The sequence below is a fragment of the Aureimonas sp. OT7 genome, assembly GCF_014844055.1.
In the GTDB taxonomy this organism is placed as follows: domain Bacteria; phylum Pseudomonadota; class Alphaproteobacteria; order Rhizobiales; family Rhizobiaceae; genus Aureimonas; species Aureimonas altamirensis_A.
In genome coordinates, this window is the sequence record NZ_CP062167.1 from 147,055 (window position 1) to 164,499 (window position 17,445).

The following is a 17,445-nucleotide window of genomic DNA, read 5'->3' on the forward strand; positions in this document are numbered from 1 at the left end:
CATTAGGTTCTGGCTGGCAGCGGAGACAGGCTCTCTATTATCCTACAATCTGCGACCAGCCCGCATCCACACTGGTCTATCATCCTGTCCAGTTCCGACTTGAGCGCAGTTAGGTCTTCGATTTTTCGCTCGACTTCCTTCCGGTGCTCCTTTGCAATCGCATCAATCGCCGCGCAGGACTGCGAACGATCGTCGGCCAGCTTGAGAAACTCCCTGATCTGATCGAGCGAGAAACCAAGCTCGCGCGCACGCCTGATGAAGCTGAGGCGGTTGAGGTGGCCCGGCTCATATGCACGGTAGTTGCCATCGGTACGCGAGGGTGCGGGCAGGAGACCGTTCTTCTCGTAGAACCGGATCGTCTCGACCTTGGTCCCCGTTCGTCTAGCCAATTGGCCGATCATCAGAATTCTGTCGTTCATCTCTTGACCCTATAGTTACTACAGGGTCTATCTACAATGTCACATCGGGAAAGTCGAGGTGACATCATGGCGGCAGCGAGCCCTTACAGACTGCGTGTAGAAGGCATGGACTGCGCCTCCTGCGCGTTGAAAATTGAAACGGTGATGCAACGCCTGCCGGGCGTTAGCGACATTCATGTCAGCTACGCCAACGAGACGCTCGCATTGCAACTGGATGAGGACCGTACGGCTCTCGGCACCATTGAGCAAAAGATCCGAGCGCTCGGCTACACACCAGTGATCGAGCAGACCGAGGCAAAGGCGAGCCCACCTCGGAAACGCAGCACGGAGGCGTGGTGGAAAGGCAGCAAGGGTCGGCTTGTGCTCCTTACCGGCGCGTTGTTCATCCTTGCCTTCGCCCTCGCGCGTGTCCTGCCCGAATCGGAGCAATGGCTATACTCGGGCGCTGCATTGATCAGCATCATCCCGTTCGCGAGGCGGGCGGTCGCCGGCGCGATGTCCGGCTCCCCCTTCACCATCGAGACGCTGATGACGGTCGCGGCACTCGGCGCGGTCGCCATCGGCGAGGCCGAAGAAGCTGCTGTCGTGATCTTTCTGTTCGCAGTGGGCGAATTGCTTGAAACCGTGGCGGCCGGCCGTGCGCGCGCTGGCATTGAAGCACTGATCGATCTCGTGCCTCGGGCCGCGTTCCGCGAGCGTGATGGTGTTGTTGAGAAGGTCGCCGCAGAAGATCTGGCCGTCGGTGATGTTGTCGTTGTTCGGCCTGGTGACCGTGTGCCGTCTGACGGCACGGTGATTGACGGCGTTTCTGAGGTCGATGAGGCCCCGGTGACAGGCGAATCCGTGCCCGTGCTGAAAGAAGCCGGCGCAAACGTCTATGCCGGCAGCATCAATGCAAATGGCGAGTTGCGGGTGTCGATCAGCCATGTCGCGGCCGACAACACCATCGCCCGTATCATCCACATGGTCGAGGAAGCCCAGGAATCAAAGGCCCCGACGGCGCGTATGATCGACCGTTTCAGCCGCTGGTACACGCCGGGCGCGATGGTCGTCGCGGCTCTGATCGTTGTCGTGCCGCCGCTCGCCTTCGGCGGTGACTGGATGACATGGGTGTATCGGGGTCTCGCGACGTTGCTGATTGCTTGTCCCTGCGCGCTCGTGATTTCCACACCGGCGGCTATTGCTTCGGGTCTTGCCGCCGGTGCGCGTCAGGGACTGTTGATCAAGGGCGGCGCGACGCTGGAAACACTTGGCAAGGTCGTAACCGTTGCCTTCGACAAGACGGGAACGCTGACGCGTGGCCACCCCCAGGTGACGGACATTGTGCCGATCAATGGTGATGAGAACTCCGTCCTTGCCATCGCGGCGGCCGTCGAGCGCAGCACCAGCCATCCTCTCGGGATTGCAATCGTGGAGGCGGCAAAGGTGCGGGGGCTCGAACTGCCCGCCACCTTCGGGGGCGGCGTTGCCACACCCGGCAAAGCGGTCACAGCGCGGTTGAAGGACGGCTTCGCTTCGGTCGGGTCTCCCCGTCACGCCGCCGAACAAACGGGCCTCGAAGAGAGCATCGTTGACACGATCACCGGGCTGGAGAGCCAGGGCAAGACGGTCGTCGTGCTCATCAAGGGCAAGACCATCGAGGGATTGATCGCCTTGCGCGACGAGCCGCGCGACGACGCTATCGAAGGTGTGAAGCGGCTGACAGATCGCGGCGTGCGCCCTCTGATGCTGACCGGCGACAACAAGCGCACGGCCGACGCCATTGCGGCTCATCTCGGCCTTGAGGCGAGCGCCGAACTTCTGCCCGACGCCAAGCTCGCCGAGATCGGCCGCCTCAGGGCTGATGGACCGATTGCCATGGTGGGAGACGGTATCAACGACGCTCCGGCGCTCGCTGCTGCCTCCGTTGGCGTTGCCATGGGTGCGGGCACCGACGTCGCGCTGGAAACCGCTGATGCCGCGCTGCTCAGAAACCGGGTGACGGGTATCGCTGATCTCATCGGATTGTCGCAGGCGACGCTCGGCAATATCTGGCAGAACATCGCAATAGCGCTTGGTCTGAAGGCTGTCTTCCTCGTGACGACTCTATTCGGCATTACCACGCTCTGGATGGCCATCCTCGCCGATACGGGCGCTACTGTCCTCGTTACGGCCAATGCGCTGCGCCTGCTGACCTGGCGCGGCACCCGCGACAAATGAGCTTGAACAGTGCGCACATGCAGGTCGCGGCTTCCACTTCTCGCCAAGAAAGCCGAGGTATAATTTATGAGTAATCAGTCCCAGGGCAGTGCCAATTCATCCGAGAAGAGCGAACAATGGGCGCTCGCATGGGTACTTGCGATTAATACTGCCCAGGCAGCCATTGTGGGAGGATTAGGTTGGTGGGCTCAGTCAACAGGATTGATGGGCTCTGCACTCGATAATCTTGGCGATGCCGGTGTCTACGCCATCAGCCTTTTCGTCGTAGGTCGCGGTTTGGCGGCGAAGGTTCGCGTTGCGCGGCTGTCGGGTATGCTCCTGATAGTATTCGCCGGTTTGCTTCTGTTTGAGGTTGGCCGACGCTTCTTCACTGGCTCCGATCCGATCGGGCCGGTCATGATCGCCGTGGCAATCGCGAGCGCGCTTACGAATATGATCTGCATGTGGTTCCTGAAATCACATCGGGAAAGTGGCGTGCATCTGCAAGCCTCATGGATATTCACGACAAACGATATGCTCGTGAACTCGGCGATCGCTGTTTCTGGTCTTGCAGTAATTCTTTTCAATTCGCCTTATCCGGATCTGATCATTGGCTTGGGTGTGGTTGTAGTCGTTGTCAGAAGCGGCTTCGAAATCCTTGAGAAGGCCGGCGAAGCTGGAAAAGGAGAAAAGGAACATGACTAGTTTGCGAGCCCTATCCGCCGCCTTCCTTGCCCTTGCAGTGTCGATCTCTCCTGCTGTGGGTCACGACTTCCAAGCTGGTTCGATCACCATCAATCACCCGTGGTCACGCGCGACTCCGCCGGTCACGCCGGTAGCCGGCGGCTATCTGACGCTGACAAACGATGGCGATATGGCCGATCGCCTGGTTTCAATCTCATCACCTCTGTCAGACCGGGTGGAAATCCATGAGTCGACCGTGAGCGATGGGGTTGCCAGCATGAGGCCTGTGCAAAATGGCATCGAAATTGGAGCTGGCGAGACCGTCGAGCTTCAACCTGGCGGTATGCACATCATGTTCTTGAAGCCATCGCGCCCTTTGAAGGATGGGGAGCGGTTTGCCGCGACTCTTGTGTTCGAGCAGGCCGGTGCGATCGACGTTGAGTTCGTTGTGCAGAACATGGGCGCTCGTCCGGAATCTGCGAACGAACATGACGGACACGGAGAGGCTGTCCAATGAGCGGCGTCAAACTTTTCCGCCTTGTTGCATGGGTTGCCGTCGCCGCTGTCGGCGGGCTTTTCATCGGCCTGTCCGTATCCAAGCCTTGGCAACAGCAAACCGTGGCGGTCGCGTCCTCGACAGGCACGGCAGCCATCGGCGGCCCGTTCCAGCTCACATCCCATCGAGGCGAAACGATCGACAATGCTGCGCTGGCCGGAAAGCCTTATCTCGCCTTCTTCGGCTTCACCCATTGTCCCGATGTGTGCCCGACGACGCTCTATGAACTGAGCGATCTCATGAACGAGCTCGGGCCGGTGGCCGACCAGTTCAACGTCCTGTTCTTCACCGTCGATCCCGAACGGGACACACAAGAATTGCTGGCTCAGTACATGACAGCCTTTGATAACCGCATCCTCGCACTGCGGGGAAATCGACAGGAAACGGACGCTGTGGTGAAGGCCTTTGCGGCCTATGCGCGAAAAGTGCCTCTGGAAGGGGGCGAATACACAATGGATCATACCGCCGGCGTTTACCTGATGGATGCCGAGAGCCAATTCGTCGGCACGCTCGACATGCACGAGCCGCGTGAGATTCGATTGCAGAAGCTCCGCCGCCTGGCGGGCGAGATTGGCTGATGGAGTTCTCCAGTATCGGAATAGCGACGGCTTTCGCCGCAGGTGTCGTATCCTTCCTGTCGCCCTGCGTCCTTCCGCTGGTGCCGGGCTATATCTCCTACGTCGCAGGCCGCACGATTAGCCCGGATGGCACTGCGGCCGATGCCGAATTCAAGGCGGCAAGCCGAACTCTCGGCCTCAGCCTCTGCTTCGTGCTCGGCTTTACGACCGTGTTCGTCCTCCTTGGGGCCAGCGCAACCGTGTTGAGCCGGCTCCTGCGCATGTATCTTTTCGAAGCGAACCTGATCGGAGGCGTAATCGTCGTCCTCTTCGGTCTGTTCACGACAGGCCTCGTACCAATGCCCTGGCTCAATCGTGAAGCGCGGTTCCATGCCAATCCGGGCAGCGGAAGCGCCGGCGCGGCTTATCTCCTCGGTCTCGCTTTCGCGTTCGGCTGGACTCCCTGCATCGGACCAGTGCTGGGCGCGATTCTGACCCTGTCCGCCGCCAACGCCACGGTCGCAAGCGGAACGACGCTGCTCGCCGTCTACTCGCTCGGCCTTGGCCTCCCTTTCATCTTGGCCGCTTTGTTCATGCGCGGGTTCATGGCGCGGATGATGTCGATGCGCCGTACTGGCCGGGTGCTCAAAATCGTCGCTGGTGGGGTGATGGTGGTGATGGGCATCGCCATGATCACCGGCCATCTAACCAGCTTTGCGATATGGCTGCTCCAGACTTTCCCGGCCCTCGGCCGGATCGGCTAAGCCGGAGTTTAAAGGACATTTGGACATGCTCAGGCTCGGCCTTCCCATCGCCCTTGGCGGATTTTTCCTTGATCAGGCGACGAAGTGGTGGGTCCTGAACCATGTTATGAACCCGCCTCAGGTCATCCCCGTCACCGGCTTCTTTAATCTCGTGCTCGGCTTCAATACCGGCGTGAGCTTCGGATTGTTCGGCCAGGCGCCGGCTTGGCTCCTGATGGCGTTCACGCTCGCTATAGTCGCTGGCCTCCTTGTCTGGATCCATCGAAGCGACAGCCGCCTGACGGCATCCGCCCTCGGGCTCGTGGTTGGGGGGGCGCTCGGCAATCTGCTCGACCGGCTGCGGCAGGGTGCGGTGGCGGATTTCCTGGATTTTTACATTGGCAGCTATCATTGGCCCGCCTTCAACCTTGCCGACGTGGCGATTGTCTGTGGGGTCGGGCTTTTGCTGGTGGAGAGCGTTCTGGCACGAGGCAAAACAAAGGCTGCATGAACAGAAGTCCTCGCCAGCTATCCGAAACTATCGCCGCAAAATTCCCGGAACCTGCAACGTAGCGGGCTTTAGAAGTAGTGCGACATGGCAATGGCTCGGGCGGGCTTAGCCGCAGCAGGCAGACGCTCTCGTCTGCTGCGCGCGATGCCTCGGCTTGCAGATTGCGGGGCGCGGGCTGAGACGCACAATCGTCCGGTCTTTCTCGATCTCGATTCCGGCCCCGTCATAGACCTGCATCGGCTCACCGGGCCGGCTCACCTCCCATGTCAACCGCGCGTCCGTGTCAAGCTGGACCCTGCTGCCGACCTTTCCCAAGATTGACCGGAACTTGGCGACGGTCATCGGCATGCTGCCTTCGGTCGGGGGAATATCCTCGACCTGCAAGACCGTCTCCCGCCACGCATCGGGATTGCCGCCGCAATCGAGCGTGACGAAGGAACCGGCCTTGACCTCCGTGATGTGATAGCCGGCCTGCACCTGCTGCCCGTCGCCATAGGCGAGCACAAGAACCTTGTCGGCATGGCCCTCCAAAATATCGAGGATCGCCCCGAGCGAGGCAACATCAGGAAATTCTGTGATTAAGGGGCTGGCGTAAGCGTTCATGTCCGTGTATCCATGATTCAACTACTCTTGAGATGTTGAGGCATACATGAACGAAAAGCAAGCCCTCTCTGCCTTCGCGGCGCTCTCGCAGGAAACCCGGCTGCGCATCGTGCGCCTGCTGGTGACGGCCGGCCCGGAAGGGATGCCGGCCGGCGCGATCGGGGAAGCGATGGACGGCGCATCGTCGTCGCGCATGTCCTTCCACCTGAGCCACCTTGAACAAGCCGACCTCATCGAGTCGCGGCGCGACGGGCGCTCGATCATCTACAGCGCCTCCTATCCGGCGCTGTCCGGCCTGCTCGAATTTCTCATGCGCGATTGCTGCCAAGGCCACCCGGACGTGTGCAACCCGGCAGTCGCCGCGCTGTCCTGCTGCAAACCGACGAAAGGCGTCACCCATGCCTGAGCCTATGGCCAATCACTCCGATAGAATCTTCAACGTGCTGTTTCTTTGCACCGGAAATTCCGCCCGCTCGATCCTTGCCGAAAGCATCTTGAACAAGGATGGTGCGGGTCGCTTCCGGGCCTATTCGGCTGGAAGCCAGCCCAAAGGCGAAGTGAACCCGCTCGCCCTGAAGGTACTCGAAAGCTACGACTACCCGGCTGAAGGCTTCCGATCGAAAGGATGGGAAGAATTCTCCGGCCCCGACGCGCCGGTGATGGATTTCGTGTTCACCGTCTGCGACAACGCGGCCGGCGAAGCCTGTCCGGTCTGGCCGGGCCAGCCGATGACCGCGCATTGGGGTATCGAAGACCCCGCCACCGTCGAGGGCACCGAGATTCAGCGCATGGCGGCTTTTGTCACGGCGTTTCGCTACATGAAAACCCGGATTTCGGTCTTCGTGGCCTTGCCCGTCGCCAGCCTCGATAAATCGTCGCTCAATATGAAGCTCAACGAAATCGGTCAATCCGAAGGGGCAGCCTCGCCCCGCTCTGGCGCGGCGTGAGGCAATCCATGGATGTCATTGTCTACCACAATCCCGATTGCGGCACCTCGCGCAATACGCTCGGCCTGATCCGCAATTCCGGCGTCGAGCCGCATATCATCGAATATCTGAAAACCCCGCCCTCACGGGCGCTGCTCGCGCAACTCATCGAGCGCGCCAGCCTGACGGCCCGCTCGATCTTGCGGGAGAAAGGAACGCCCTATGCCGACCTCGGCCTTGGCGATCCAGAATTGAGCGATGACGCATTGCTCGACGCCATGATGGCGCACCCGATCCTCATCAATCGCCCCCTCGTCGTCACCCCCCAAGGGGTCAAGCTCTGCCGACCGTCCGAAGCCGTTCTTGATCTGCTGCCCCCACAACGGGGCGAGTTCGTCAAAGAGGATGGCGAGCGGATCATTGACGAACATGGACGGCGCGTTGCTTCCGCCTGACTTTCAGCCTGCGATTGGAGAATACTGATGGCTTCCCTCAAGCCAGCTTCCCGCCTTGGTTTCCTCGACCGCTATCTGACGGTGTGGATTTTCGCCGCGATGGCACTCGGCGTCGTGCTGGGCACGATATTCACCGGCTTGCCGGAAGCTCTCAACGCCATGTCGGTCGGCACCACCAACATACCGATCGCCATCGGCCTGATCCTGATGATGTATCCGCCGCTCGCCAAGGTGCGCTACGAAGAACTGCACCGGGTCTTTTCCGACAAGCGAGTGCTGATCCTTTCGCTGGTACAAAACTGGATCATCGGCCCGACGCTGATGTTCGCGCTGGCCGTGATCTTCCTGCGCGACCACCCGGAATACATGACAGGACTGATCCTGATCGGACTCGCCCGCTGCATCGCTATGGTGCTGGTCTGGAACCAACTCGCGCGCGGCGACAATCAATATGTCGCCGGTCTGGTTGCCTTCAACTCGATATTCCAGATTCTGTTCTTCTCCACCTATGCGTGGTTTTTCCTTTCCGTCTTGCCACCCCTCTTCGGCCTTGAGGGCAGCGTCATAGACGTGAGCTTCTGGACCATTACCGAAGCGGTGCTGATCTATCTCGGCATTCCCTTCCTCGCCGGGTTCCTGACGCGCCGCATCCTCATCGCTCGCAAAGGCGCGGGCTGGTATGAGCACGAATTTCTGCCGCGCATCAGCCCCATAACGCTAGCCGCGCTGCTGTTCACCATTGTCGCCATGTTCAGCCTCAAGGGCGCGGACGTGGTGTCGCTGCCTCTCGATGTCCTGCGCATAGCCATTCCCCTGGCGCTTTATTTCGTCATCCAGTTCCTCATCAGCTTCGCGATGGGCCGGCTGATCGAGGCGGATTATCCGCGCACCACGGCCATCGCCTTCACCGCTGCCGGCAATAATTTCGAGTTGGCCATCGCGGTCGCCATCGCGGCATTCGGTCTCGCATCGCCGGTGGCCTTCGCCGCCGTCATCGGCCCGCTCGTGGAAGTGCCCGCACTGATCCTGCTCGTTCATGTCGCGCTCAGGCTCGGCGCGAAGTGGTTTCCCGAGAAAGGGACGCCCGTTGCCGTTCCGGCCGAGGCCAAGCCATGACGGTTTCCGACCTTCCTAATGTGGTCCGCGCGGTGCTCGACAGCCCATCGGCTGAACGCCTACGAACGACGCCCTCTGCTCATCCGCCGCGCATTCTCCTGCTCTACGGCTCGTTGCGTGAACGCTCCTATAGCAAGCTGCTCACGCTCGAAGCCGAACGGCTCCTCAACCACTTCGGCGCGGAAACCCGTGTGTTCGATCCGCACGGCCTGCCGCTGCCTGATGGTGCGCCCGTTGATCATCCGAAGGTGCAGGAGCTTCGGAAACTTTCGGAATGGTCCGAAGGGCAGGTCTGGACCAGCCCCGAACGTCACGGTGCCATGAGCGGAGTCCTCAAGGCGCAAATCGACTGGATACCGCTCGCGGTTGGCGCAGTTCGCCCCACCCAGGGCCGCACATTGGCCGTGATGCAAGTCTCTGGCGGCTCGCAGAGTTTCAACGCCGTCAACCAACTTCGCGTCCTCGGCCGCTGGATGCGGATGATCACCATCCCCAACCAGTCCTCGGTCGCCAAGGCATATCAGGAGTTCGACGAAGCGGGTCGAATGAAGCCTTCATCCTATTACGACCGGGTGGTCGATGTGATGGAGGAACTGGTGAAGTTCACGCTTCTGACCCGCGACGTCGCTCCTTACCTCACCGACCGCTACAGCGAGCGCAAGGAAACCGCCCAAAAGCTGGAAGAGCGTATGGCGCTCAAGCGCGTCCGGTGACGACAAACCTGCCGGCTCAAACGGGCCTGTCTCCCGACGCGAGAAGGTGGCCCGTCATCTCCGCGCTCGGCATCGTACAGATATTTGCATGGGGCAGCTCCTATTACCTGCTCGCCGTTCTCGCCGCCCCGATCGCGGCCGATACGGGTTGGCCGCTTTCATGGATCGTCGGCGCTCTCTCCATTGGCCTGCTCGCGGCCGGCGTCGTTTCCCCGCGCGTGGGTGACGCCATTGGCCAGCACGGCGGGCGTCCCATCCTTGCTCTGGCTTGCCTGCTGTTCGCTGCCGGCCTCGTCATCCTTGCGGCTGCGCCGTCCCTATGGGTATTCGTCGCCGGATGGATCGTGCTCGGTATCGGCATGGGGGCCGGCCTTTATGATGCGGCATTTGCCACGCTCGGGGGCTATTATGGCCGTTCCGCGCGATCCGCCATCACTACACTGACCTTGTGGGGCGGCTTCGCAAGCACGGTCTGCTGGCCGCTCTCGGCCTTGTTTCTGGAGCATCTGGGATGGCGCGGGGCCTGCATGGCCTATGCCGGCATTCATCTCGCGATCTGCCTGCCGCTCGTGCTGCTGGTCCTTCCGAGCAACGGCAAGCCCAGGCCGATCGGTGGCAAAGACCAAGCTCCTGCGATCAAGCTGCGCGACCATGAGCGCCGGGCCTATCTGATCATGATGGCGATCGTGGTGCTGGCCGGATTGGGCGTCACCATCATATCGGTGCATCTGCTGACCCTGTTGCAGCAACGCGGGCTGTCGCTGGGCGAAGCTGTAGCCCTCGGCGCGCTGATAGGCCCGGCCCAAGTCGCCGGCCGAATTGGCGAAATGGCGAGCGGGGGGAGGCATCATCCCTTCTGGACACTCGCCGCCGCCTCCGTCCTGAGCGCGGCAGGGGTGACGATGCTCGCGGCAGGTTTTCTCATCATCGGCCTGTCGCTCATCCTCTACGGGGCCGGCAATGGCATCTTCTCGATCGCCAAGGGTGCGCTCCCGCTCGCCCTGTTCGGACCTTCCCGCTATGCGCCGATCATGGGGCGGCTTGCCCGGCCCAGTCTCGTCGCCCAAGCTGCCGGCCCAACCGTGGGTGCGATCCTGCTTTCGGTCGGGGGCACCGATCAAACTCTTGTGGCGCTGGCAGCTCTCGCCATCGCCAATCTCGCCCTCGTCGCGCTGTTATGGGGGCCGATCAAAGGAGAAGCGGGAAGCAACGATAAGTTTTGAGAAGCCGTCACGAAGATCCCTGATTTTTGTAGCAGGTCAGGCCAACGTTGAATTTTCAGGGGAATTTCTGTCGCAAATGTCGCGTGCGAAAGTCAAAATTGTGCGACTGATTTTTGCGACACGTCGCGGCCCGGAATCCGGGCCGCAATGGATTACCGCTCTTCCCGCTGCTGTGGTGCTGGACCGATTGTAGCGGGTTCCCCTTCGATGATGCGGATCGGCACGCCCAAAGCAGCCGAAAGGGATGCTTCGCTGCCACCGGCAAGCTCTGTTCCGGGGAGAACCGTAAGAACCACATATCCGGTGCGCTCATCGACATATCCGCCGTAGCCATCGGGAAGAACGCGCGTAATCATCTGGCGGTCATCCAACGCGGCGACCAGTTGATCGACGGTATGGGATGCGCCTGTCAGGACTTCGACACGCACCCGATCTTCGCCCAATTGGTACTGAAGCGTGCCCGCATCCCGGTCTCCCGTTAGCCTGACGACGACATGGAAATCGGGCTCGCGCTCGATGAAGATACCGGCGATACGGTCGCGGAAACGCTCCTGTAGGGCGGCCGAAAGCGGGCCGGTGTCCGGCTCCATCTCATGCGAGGGGATTTCAGGAACATAGTTCTCAGGCAACCCGGCCGGTCTGGCGGACGTGGGCGCCTCCGCGCCTGCCACGGATGCTGCCGCGACAAACACCGTTGCGCCAAAAGCCCCCGCCCATACCCTATTCATTTGTGGTTTTGCCGCGTGCTTCGAAGAGCGCGGCCTTGTATTCCGCGGGGCTGATGAAACCGTCGCCATCGGTGTCGATCTGGTCGAAGACTTCATCGGTCATGTTCGGATTCCCGGCTTTCGCCTCTTCCCGGCTCAGCTTGCCGTCGCCATCCGTGTCGCCCGCGTCCCATTCGGCCTGCCATGCGGCTTCGTCAAAATCTGCGGGCGGTTCCGTCTGGGCGAAGGCAGGGACGGCGAGACCGATGGCGAACAGGCTGGCAATGGCAAGTCTCAAGGCTGTTCCTCCAAAGTCGAGTGAATATACAGCCATCACCTTAGGATAATTCGCGAAAATCCCAAAGACCGCGACAGTCGCGAAGGCCGCTTCCGGCGGATCCTTGTTACTGCTCAGCCAACCGGGAGCGGGAACTCGTGTCAACGACTAAGGCGGCCAAATTCAACTCTCTGATCCGTCACATCCTCCGACACCTCCTGCCGCAGCTTCGGTCCCTGTGCGAGGCGGCGACCGAGCGCGGTGATGAACGCCTCGTATCGCTCCGCTGATTTGGCCTTCGCGGCCTTTGCCGCCGGCTCAGGCAAGGCCGGTGTGGTGTTGACCCAGAAGCGGATGAAGACCGCCAGGCTTTCGACGGCGATGCCGACGTCTCGTTCAAGCCGGTCCATGCGGCGATCGAGTCGATCGAGGCGCTTGGCGATTATCGCCTCTCGGCGTTCGGCATCGTCGGGAGACAGGAATGAGGCGATGGCCGCCTCGCCGATCATCGACTGCGACCGGTCCCGCCGCGCGGCAAACTCGGTCAGGGCTTTTTCGACATCGGGGTCCAGATAGACGGTGAGTTTTTTCTTCTTCCGGAGATTGGCCATGGCGCTACAGCTCCATGCCGTCGTTCGGGTCCATGGCAACCTGCCGGGCAATGCCCTGCACCTGGCGGATCATGCGCCGATTTTGCATGGCCTCTTCCTCAACTTCATCGGGCGGCGCGATCTCGAATTCGTTCTCGAGGGGCTTTTTCTTCTCCACGGGCTTTACGCGGCTGAGTTCAGGCTGCAATCGGCGTTCGGATTCGGTCGGATCTTCGTCATTGGTTCTCTGGTCGCCGTGATCCGTGGCGCCTTCCGGTCGCGCCGGGATCGGAAGCTTGGTCCAGTCGTCGGGCCGCGTTTCTTCGGGACCTTTCAATTCAGGCGGTGACAGAACGCGCTCGCGAAACCGGGCGTCCTCGTAATAGCGCGCCTTCGTCGCCCGGATCGGGGGGATGCCCGCCACCATGACGATCTCCTCATGTGGGGGAAGCTGCATGATCTCGCCCGGCGTCAGCAACTGGCGCGCGGTTTCCGAGCGCGAGACCATAAGGTGCCCGAGCCAGGGCGACAGGCGATGGCCGGCATAGTTCTTCATCGCCTTCATCTCGGTGGCGGTGCCGAGCGCATCCGACACCCGTTTCGCCGTGCGCTCGTCGTTGGTGGCGAAGCTGACGCGGACATGGCAGTTGTCGAGGATCGAGTTGTTCGGCCCGTAGGCTTTCTCGATCTGGTTCAGCGACTGCGCGATCAGGAATGATTTCAGACCGTAGCCGGCCATGAAAGCCAGCGCGGTCTCGAAGAAATCGAGCCTGCCCAGCGCCGGAAACTCGTCCAGCATCAGAAGGAGCCGATGCCGCCCGGCGTTCGCCTGCAGGTCTTCGGTCAGGCGACGGCCGATCTGATTGAGCAGCAATCGCATCAGCGGCTTGGTGCGGTTGATGTCGGAGGGCGGCACGACGAGGTAAAGCGTGACCGGCTGATCGCCTCCCACAATATCGCTGATGCGCCAGTCGGAGCGGCGTGTGACTTCGGCCACGACCGGATCGCGATACAGGCCGAGAAACGACATCGCCGTCGACAACACGCCGCTGCGCTCGTTCTCGGACTTGTTGCGCAGCTCGCGCGCGGCGCTGGCAACGACCGGGTGCGGCCCCGCTTCGCCCAGATGCGCGGTCTTCATCATGGCGCGCAACGTGGAATCCACCGGGCGCTTCGGATCGGACAGGAATTTGGCCACACCTGCCAGGGTCTTGTCGGGTTCGGCGTAAAGCACATGCAGGATGGCGCCCACCAGCAGCGAATGGCTGGTCTTTTCCCAATGGTTGCGCTTGTCGAGACTGCCTTCCGGATCGACGAGGATGTCGGCGATGTTCTGGACGTCGCGCACCTCCCACTCGCCGCGGCGCACTTCCAGCAGCGGATTGTAGGCCGAGGATTTCGGGTTGGTCGGGTCGAAGAGCAGCACGCGGCCGTGCTGCGAGCGGAAGCCGGAGGTGAGCTGCCAGTTCTCACCCTTGATGTCGTGGACGATGGCCGACCCCGGCCAGGTCAGCAGCGACGGGACGACGAGGCCGACGCCTTTGCCCGAACGTGTCGGGGCAAAGCACAGGACATGCTCCGGCCCGTCATGGCGTAGATAGTCCTTCTCGTAACGGCCGAGAACAACACCATCGGGATCGAGCAGGCCCGCCGCCTTGATCTCTCCTTTCCCGGCCCATCGCGCCGAGCCATAGGTGGCGACGTTTTTCGCCTCGCGCGCCCGCCAGACCGACATGCCGATGGCGACGGCAATGGCGATGAAGCCGCCCGATGCCGCGATGATCCCGCCCTTGGCGAAGATCGGCGGCGCATAGGCTTCGTAGAAATACCACCACCAGAAGATCGCGGGCGGATAATAGATCGGCACGCCGAACATCACGAACCAGGGCGGCCCGAGTTGCGCCTGATAACCGAGGCTCGAGGCGACATACTGGGTCGCGCCCCAGGTGGTGGCGAGGATGATGAGGAAGACGATGGTGATCTGTCCCCAGAGGATCTTGGTCGCGGACATTGCGATGGTCCTTTCTGGTTGAGGCTAAAGGCCGAGGGAGCGCTTGCGCCCGAAGTCCCAATCTACGCCGCCATCATCGCGGGCTACGCCGGAGACGTGACGGCCGATCTGTTTTTCGAGAGAGGGCGACCAGGGCACGAGCTGGAAGCCGAGGCCGTCGTCGATCATGGCGAAGCGGCCGGAGGCGAGCGCGAAACGCTGGCGATAGGAGCCGGCGACATATTCGCCGCTGGCTGCGCGCTCGAAGGACATGCCGGTCTCGGTTGCGAGCTTCTCGCCGAGGTTGTCGAGTTCGCGTTGGCGCAAGGTGCTGAGCAGCCGGCGCGCGAAGACGACGCGACCGCCCTGCCGCTCGGCAAAGCCCTCGCCGATCAGATGTTCAGCGCGTTCGTCCAGAGCCTGACGGACCTCAGCGCCGAAACCGCTGTCCGACAGCGCGATCGGATCGCGGGCGATGGCCTGCCGGTCGAGCCAGGTCGCGCCCGAGGCGCCGACTTGCGCACCAAGATCGAGATCGGCGCGGACGGCGAGCGCGACGCGGCGCTGCCCCTGCGGGTCCTCCCAGGATCGCAACTCGACGATGGAACCGGGCGGACTGTCGCCGGCGGCGTCGAGATGCGGCAGCTTGATGTGATGGGTCCGCCCGTCGGTGCCGTCGACCACGGCATAAGCGGTGCCCTTCAACTCGTCGTCGAGGCCGCGCTCGACCAGGCGGCCGATGACGGGAACGTCAAGGCTTTCGCCGGCGAGGACATAGCTGGCCGAGCCGCGTTCGATGCCGCGTTCGGTCAGGGCACGGTGCATGCGCTTGATGATGTCGCCGCGCTCGCCCAGTTCACGCAGGACCGCTTCGGCTTCGGGCTTGATGAACCATTGCGAGAGGCCGATCTCTTCGGCAAGCCCGCGGATTTCAAGGGTTCGCAGCCGCCCCACCTTCAGAGTATGAAACTCGTCCGGCTGGCGGTCGGGAAGCGGGGCAAGGTCGATGATGCCGGACTTGCCGGCGTCGCGCACAAGCTGCCGGTCGAGCTGCGTCCAGCGTTCCGCCTCGACCTGCCGCTCCAGATTGCGGTGGATCTCCAGATCGGTGCGGGGCCCGAGTTCCTGCGTGACCAGATCCTGCGCACGGGCGCGCATGCCCTCCTTGATGTAGTCGCGGGAAATCACCAGGTCCTGGCCATCGTCGGTGCGGCCGCGCAGGATGATATGGATATGGGGATTGTCGGTGTTCCAGTGATCGACGGCGACCCAATCGAGGCGCGTGCCGAGATCCTTCTCCATCTGCCCCATCAGCTCGCGGGCGTGATCCTTCAGATTGGCCATGTCCACCGCGTCTTCGGGCGAGACGATGAAGCGGAAATGATGCCTGTCGTCCTGGCACTTTTCCGCGAAAGCGCCGACATCCATGTCGTCCCTTTCCGGGCCGAACATCCGCGCCTTTTCCCCGTCGCGGGTCACGCCATCGCGGCGCAGATAATTAAGGTGTGCGCCGAGCGGAGCCGAGCGTGCCGTTTGGCGAACCACGCGGGTCTTGATGACGGCGATGCGCGAGCGTCCGGTGAGAAGCCGGTTGGCCTGGATGCTGGCGCGCTGACCGCGCCCGAAGCGTGAGCGGTTGCCCGAGGTGATCTTGCCGGAGCGCGAGACGCGTCCGCCGGCTTTCTGGGCGGCGGCGAGCGCCTGGGCGACAAAGGGCCTCGCCTGTTGCGCGCGGGTCGAGCGGATACGGCCCGGACGGATGCGGAACTCGTTGTCATCGGACATGGGGCGCCCCCGCACGGTGCAAATCATCAAGGAAAATCAGGAAGAGGAGCGCGCAGCGCACGGTGCGCGCCAGCGCCGCACGGTGCGGGACGCGCCGGAAACCTGAACAAAAACAACCGCCCGCCACAGCCGCACCGTGCGGCCTTTTATCTCGCCATCTTTCGGTCGTGGTGCCTGCCGCCACCCTCTGCGCCCTCCATGACACGCCAGCGCCCGATGGGATGCGAATTGCGGTGCCGCTGCTCATGGCCGGTCCCCACCGGCATCGCGGGCGACGAACAGCCCCTCCGACTGCAAGGCGGTGAGTGCGTCCGGTGCCGCCGGGACGAGCGAAGGGGCATCGTCCGGCGTGCGGTCGGGGGACGCGGGATCGGCAGCGGAAGCGCCGATTTCACGCGCGACGAAGAGCGCCGCCTCGCGCCAGTCGGGCGGCGGAGCGACCGTCGAGCCGCTGCCGGAAGGCCGCTCGCCGAGCAGGATCGGCGTCAAAGCAGCGACATAGGCGCGCGTCTCGGCAGGCAGCGGACGAGCCGTCGCGCGGTATTCATCGTAGCGACCGGGACCGGCATTGTAGGCCGCGAGCATCGCGGCAACATTGCCGTAGCGATCCCACATCTCGCGTAGGTAGGCGGTGCCCGCGAGGATGTTGTCGCGCGGCTCGAAGGGGTCGCGGCCGAGAGCATGGCGGATGCGCAGCTCCGCCCAAGTCGAGGGCATGACCTGCATCAGCCCCATCGCGCCGGCAGACGATATGGCGTGCATATTGCCCGCGCTTTCGACCTGCATCACGGCGATGATCCATGCCGCCGGGATGCCGAACCGCTGCGAAGCCTCTTCGATATGGGCGCCGTGCGGATGCACGGCGACGGCACGACCCATCACGGCGATCTGCGCCAGGCCGGGCAGCGGGGCAATGGCTGTGACGAACAGGCCGGAAAGAAGAAGGAGGAGGATGCGGCGGCGGGCGCCACATCTCCCCGAGGCGGGACGGATGCAGGACGTGACCATGATCACTCCTGCTCGTCGCGCTTCTTTTGGCGGGTCCAGTGCAAGCCCCAGTCGCGGCCGTCTTCGTCCGACTGGAACAGGCGGGCGCGGATCGGCTGCTGGAAAACTGGATCGTCGAGAAGCACGGAGACGAACGGTCCCGCGCGCTCGCCGGAATGTTTCCAGCCTGCGCCGACTTCCGGCCCATACTCATCGCCGAGATGGATGCGATAGGCAGGCGCCTTGTCGGCGTCCGCATTTTCCGACGGCGTGAAGGTCAGCTCGACGTCCAGCGAGAGCGTGCGGAGTCGCCCGGAATAGCCGGACGGGGTGCGGGTAAACTGGCCGATCTGTGCCATGGAAGGCTCCTTTCCTATGCGGTGGAGAAGACGCGGGACGGCTCAACGGCCCCGCTCTGGACGCGC

At 62.5% G+C, this 17,445-nt stretch carries 21 protein-coding genes; 12 read left to right on the plus strand and 9 right to left on the minus strand.

What is annotated here, in order from left to right; all coding sequences use genetic code 11:
• Nucleotides 1–2 precede the first annotated feature (2 nt).
• Nucleotides 3–419 carry a helix-turn-helix domain-containing protein gene (locus IGS74_RS00760; RefSeq protein ID WP_012092652.1) on the minus strand — a complete coding sequence of 139 codons (417 nt, stop codon included), beginning with the start codon at nucleotides 417–419 and terminating at the stop codon, nucleotides 3–5.
• A gap of 66 nt (nucleotides 420–485) precedes the next feature.
• Between IGS74_RS00760 and IGS74_RS00765 the strand changes: the two genes are divergently transcribed.
• The 6 genes from IGS74_RS00765 to lspA all read left to right on the plus strand — a co-directional run bounded on the left by IGS74_RS00765 (nucleotide 486) and on the right by lspA (nucleotide 5,648).
• On the plus strand, nucleotides 486–2,618 hold the full coding sequence (locus tag IGS74_RS00765; RefSeq protein ID WP_028034401.1) for a heavy metal translocating P-type ATPase: 2,133 nt from the start codon (nucleotides 486–488) through the stop codon (nucleotides 2,616–2,618).
• Nucleotides 2,619–2,684: 66 nt separating this feature from the next.
• A complete protein-coding gene (locus IGS74_RS00770; protein ID WP_012092650.1) occupies nucleotides 2,685–3,302 on the plus strand; it encodes a cation transporter in 618 nt (205 codons plus the stop codon).
• Nucleotides 3,295–3,798: a copper chaperone PCu(A)C gene (locus tag IGS74_RS00775; protein WP_028034400.1), complete on the plus strand. Its 504-nt coding sequence runs from the start codon at nucleotides 3,295–3,297 to the stop codon at nucleotides 3,796–3,798. Before IGS74_RS00770 ends, IGS74_RS00775 begins: the two co-directional genes overlap by 8 nt.
• A complete protein-coding gene (locus IGS74_RS00780; RefSeq protein ID WP_012092648.1) occupies nucleotides 3,795–4,415 on the plus strand; it encodes an SCO family protein in 621 nt (206 codons plus the stop codon). Before IGS74_RS00775 ends, IGS74_RS00780 begins: the two co-directional genes overlap by 4 nt.
• On the plus strand, nucleotides 4,415–5,158 hold the full coding sequence (locus tag IGS74_RS00785; protein WP_012092647.1) for a cytochrome c biogenesis protein CcdA: 744 nt from the start codon (nucleotides 4,415–4,417) through the stop codon (nucleotides 5,156–5,158). Before IGS74_RS00780 ends, IGS74_RS00785 begins: the two co-directional genes overlap by 1 nt.
• 25 nt (nucleotides 5,159–5,183) lie before the next feature.
• Nucleotides 5,184–5,648 (plus strand): signal peptidase II, encoded by a 465-nt coding sequence (gene lspA, locus IGS74_RS00790; protein ID WP_012092646.1) that lies wholly within the window; start codon nucleotides 5,184–5,186, stop codon nucleotides 5,646–5,648.
• A 105-nt stretch (nucleotides 5,649–5,753) separates the two neighbouring features.
• On the opposite strand, the gene IGS74_RS00795 is transcribed toward lspA, so the two are convergent.
• Nucleotides 5,754–6,251: a DUF6428 family protein gene (locus IGS74_RS00795; protein ID WP_012092645.1), complete on the minus strand. Its 498-nt coding sequence runs from the start codon at nucleotides 6,249–6,251 to the stop codon at nucleotides 5,754–5,756.
• A 46-nt stretch (nucleotides 6,252–6,297) separates the two neighbouring features.
• On the opposite strand from IGS74_RS00795, the gene IGS74_RS00800 reads away from it, so the two are divergent.
• Genes IGS74_RS00800 through IGS74_RS00825 form a run of 6 tightly spaced genes read left to right on the plus strand, consistent with a single transcriptional unit; the run spans nucleotide 6,298 to nucleotide 10,684 of the window.
• Nucleotides 6,298–6,657 (plus strand): metalloregulator ArsR/SmtB family transcription factor, encoded by a 360-nt coding sequence (locus IGS74_RS00800; protein WP_012092644.1) that lies wholly within the window; start codon nucleotides 6,298–6,300, stop codon nucleotides 6,655–6,657.
• Nucleotides 6,658–6,661: 4 nt separating this feature from the next.
• The gene (locus tag IGS74_RS00805) at nucleotides 6,662–7,198 is read left to right on the plus strand and encodes an arsenate reductase ArsC (RefSeq protein ID WP_034658503.1); all 537 of its coding nucleotides are present in this window, start codon (nucleotides 6,662–6,664) and stop codon (nucleotides 7,196–7,198) included.
• An 8-nt stretch (nucleotides 7,199–7,206) separates the two neighbouring features.
• Nucleotides 7,207–7,632: an arsenate reductase (glutaredoxin) gene (gene arsC / locus IGS74_RS00810; RefSeq protein ID WP_012092642.1), complete on the plus strand. Its 426-nt coding sequence runs from the start codon at nucleotides 7,207–7,209 to the stop codon at nucleotides 7,630–7,632.
• A 27-nt stretch (nucleotides 7,633–7,659) separates the two neighbouring features.
• A complete protein-coding gene (gene arsB, locus IGS74_RS00815; RefSeq protein WP_012092641.1) occupies nucleotides 7,660–8,748 on the plus strand; it encodes an ACR3 family arsenite efflux transporter in 1,089 nt (362 codons plus the stop codon).
• Nucleotides 8,745–9,461 (plus strand): arsenical resistance protein ArsH, encoded by a 717-nt coding sequence (gene arsH / locus IGS74_RS00820; protein ID WP_012092640.1) that lies wholly within the window; start codon nucleotides 8,745–8,747, stop codon nucleotides 9,459–9,461. Before arsB ends, arsH begins: the two co-directional genes overlap by 4 nt.
• Nucleotides 9,458–10,684, plus strand: a complete 1,227-nt coding sequence (locus IGS74_RS00825; protein ID WP_012092639.1) for an MFS transporter — start codon at nucleotides 9,458–9,460, stop codon at nucleotides 10,682–10,684. Before arsH ends, IGS74_RS00825 begins: the two co-directional genes overlap by 4 nt.
• 152 nt (nucleotides 10,685–10,836) lie before the next feature.
• Here IGS74_RS00825 and IGS74_RS00830 read toward each other — a convergent pair whose 3' ends face one another.
• From IGS74_RS00830 to IGS74_RS00860, 7 genes are all read right to left on the minus strand, one after another.
• Nucleotides 10,837–11,412 carry a hypothetical protein gene (locus tag IGS74_RS00830; protein ID WP_028034399.1) on the minus strand — a complete coding sequence of 192 codons (576 nt, stop codon included), beginning with the start codon at nucleotides 11,410–11,412 and terminating at the stop codon, nucleotides 10,837–10,839.
• Nucleotides 11,405–11,689 carry an EF-hand domain-containing protein gene (locus tag IGS74_RS00835; protein WP_192388689.1) on the minus strand — a complete coding sequence of 95 codons (285 nt, stop codon included), beginning with the start codon at nucleotides 11,687–11,689 and terminating at the stop codon, nucleotides 11,405–11,407. The genes IGS74_RS00830 and IGS74_RS00835 overlap by 8 nt, the downstream gene beginning before the upstream one ends.
• Before the next feature lie 140 nt (nucleotides 11,690–11,829).
• Entirely contained in the window at nucleotides 11,830–12,279 is a 450-nt protein-coding gene (locus tag IGS74_RS00840) for a CopG family transcriptional regulator (RefSeq protein ID WP_012092637.1), read from the minus strand.
• 4 nt (nucleotides 12,280–12,283) lie between these two features.
• Nucleotides 12,284–14,269: a conjugal transfer protein TraG gene (locus IGS74_RS00845; RefSeq protein ID WP_012092636.1), complete on the minus strand. Its 1,986-nt coding sequence runs from the start codon at nucleotides 14,267–14,269 to the stop codon at nucleotides 12,284–12,286.
• Nucleotides 14,270–14,293: 24 nt separating this feature from the next.
• Complete coding sequence (locus IGS74_RS00850; RefSeq protein WP_037092212.1) at nucleotides 14,294–16,033, minus strand: VirD2 family relaxase/mobilization nuclease; 1,740 nt, start codon at nucleotides 16,031–16,033, stop codon at nucleotides 14,294–14,296.
• A 243-nt stretch (nucleotides 16,034–16,276) separates the two neighbouring features.
• Nucleotides 16,277–17,041 carry a lytic transglycosylase domain-containing protein gene (locus tag IGS74_RS00855; protein WP_012092634.1) on the minus strand — a complete coding sequence of 255 codons (765 nt, stop codon included), beginning with the start codon at nucleotides 17,039–17,041 and terminating at the stop codon, nucleotides 16,277–16,279.
• Between the two features lie 2 nt (nucleotides 17,042–17,043).
• Nucleotides 17,044–17,379 carry a DUF736 domain-containing protein gene (locus IGS74_RS00860; RefSeq protein ID WP_012092633.1) on the minus strand — a complete coding sequence of 112 codons (336 nt, stop codon included), beginning with the start codon at nucleotides 17,377–17,379 and terminating at the stop codon, nucleotides 17,044–17,046.
• Between the last annotated feature and the right edge of the window lie 66 nt (nucleotides 17,380–17,445).